Source organism: Massilia sp. CT11-108, from assembly GCF_047302915.1.
In the GTDB taxonomy this organism is placed as follows: domain Bacteria; phylum Pseudomonadota; class Gammaproteobacteria; order Burkholderiales; family Burkholderiaceae_D; genus Telluria; species Telluria orientalis.
Genome location: NZ_JBKYMO010000807.1, coordinates 1 through 1742, shown reverse-complemented (window position 1 = coordinate 1742; position 1742 = coordinate 1). Strand labels below are relative to the sequence as shown.

The 1742-nt window shown below is 70.6% G+C and carries 2 protein-coding genes; one reads left to right on the top strand and one right to left on the bottom strand.

The window, feature by feature from the left end; translation table 11 throughout:
• On the top strand, window positions 1–534 hold a 534-nt coding region (locus ACEN88_RS30930), incomplete at its 5' end, for a TetR/AcrR family transcriptional regulator (protein ID WP_413345889.1).
• On the opposite strand, the gene ACEN88_RS30925 is transcribed toward ACEN88_RS30930, so the two are convergent.
• Window positions 521–1642 (bottom strand): glycosyltransferase family 4 protein, encoded by a 1122-nt coding sequence (locus ACEN88_RS30925; protein WP_413345887.1) that lies wholly within the window; start codon window positions 1640–1642, stop codon window positions 521–523. The genes ACEN88_RS30930 and ACEN88_RS30925 overlap by 14 nt on opposite strands.
• Window positions 1643–1742: the final 100 nt, after the last annotated feature.

The window sequence follows — 1742 nt, the reverse complement described above, 5'->3', positions numbered from 1 at the left end:
ATCCAGGATGGCGTCACGCGCGACGCCATCCTGGATGCCGCGCTGGACCTGCTGGACGAGGATGGCGACGCCGGCCTGACGATGCGCGCGCTGGCGGCGCGGCTGGGCGTGACGCCGATGAGCCTGTATCACCACGTGACCGACCGTGCCGGGCTGTTGCGGGCGTTGTCGGACCGGTTGTATGGCGACGTGCTGGAGGGTGTCGACGCGGCCGCCGGTCCCATCGACGGGATCCGGACGCTGCTGACGCGCTATCACGACGCCGTCGTCGCGCACCCGCAGCTGACGCTCGCGATCTTTGCCGAGCCGGCGGCCTTCGCCGGCGCGAGCCGTGAGATCACGGACCGCCTGACTGCGCTGCTCGCGGCCGTCACGCCGGCGCACCTGTTGTGGCGCGATATCCTCGTCGACCACGCGCACGGCAGCGGCCTTGCGCTCATCGCCGCGCGCGCCGACGCGGCGCGCGTGGACGCGTTGCGGGAGGCGTACCGTCAGGCGCTGGACTGCCTGCAGGCGTCATTCAGTCGACGTTGACCAGGGACCCGACCGCATCGATGAAGCGCTGCCGGACCGGCGCGGGGCTGAACTGCTGGACGAAGCGCCACGCGCCCAGGGCGTACTCACCATAGCCGCCGGCGCCTGCCGGCCGCCACGCGGGGGAGCGGACCTGCGCGATATCCGCGGCAAGCGCACGGGCAAGGGCATCGACATCGCCGGTCGGCACCAGGTTGGCAAGGCCACCCGTCACGGCCGGCGTGTTCGAATTGTCGTACGTGATGACCTTGCAGCCGGCGGCCAGCGCTTCCACGATCGGGACGCAGAAGCCTTCGTGGCGGGTCGGCAGCACGAACACGTCGGCATCGCGCAGGATCCGTTCCTTGTCGTCTTCCGGTGCGTCCCCGTGCAGGCGCACGACGATGCGGTCGCCGGCATCGCGGGGCAGGTTGGTGGCCGCCGCCCGCATCATGTCGAGCAGTGCAGGGTCCGAAAACGCGACGTTGGCGACGACGTCCAGCGCCAGGCGGACGTCGGGCCCCGTTTGCGCGAGTACCTGGCGGAGCGCCGCCAGCAGATCCTGCGGGCCTTTCGACCCGACCAGCCGTCCGACGAAGGCGAGACGGACGATGCCGTCGCCGGCACTGGGCTTGTCCGGCACCGGCGCCGGCGGACTGGCGACGGCGAGCGGCAGCACGGTGGCGGGGGTCTCGATGCGCGCCGCGCGCAGCACGTCGAGGTTGATCGCGCTGTCGCACAACACGTGGTCCGCGAACGCGATGTTGGCCATTTGCCGGAACGAGCGGTCGATCGTCTCGTGCTGCGCCGAAGCCACCAGGTGTTTCGGCGTGATGTTGTGGAAGGCCACCACGCGCCGCGCGCCGCGTGGCACGACGGGCAGCAGGTCGAACAGCGTGTAGTAGATGCCGAAATGGAAAAGGACCAGGTCGCTTTGCTGGAAGTGCGCGTCGAACGCCACGTCGGACAGCGCGCCCACCGCGTGACACGCCACCCCGGGCTGGTCGCAGGCGTGGGCATACAGGCGCACATCGTGCCCCGCGGCGCGCAGCCAGCGGTACTGGTCGGCGATGGCGTTCGAAATCGCGTCGTGGCGGACGCAGACGCCGTGGATCAACGACACCTTCATGCCGCTTGCGGGGCGAAGCGCCCACGAGCCAGATCGTACAGCGGCATGCTGGACTGCGCCATGCGCGCCGCGGTGAAATGCTGGACGAACCGCGCGCGGC

Excerpts from the sequence above, each read along its gene's own strand:
- ACEN88_RS30925 (WP_413345887.1), bottom strand. The coding sequence starts at position 1,642 with ATGAAGGTGTCGTTGATCCACGGCGTCTGCGTCCGCCACGACGCGATT.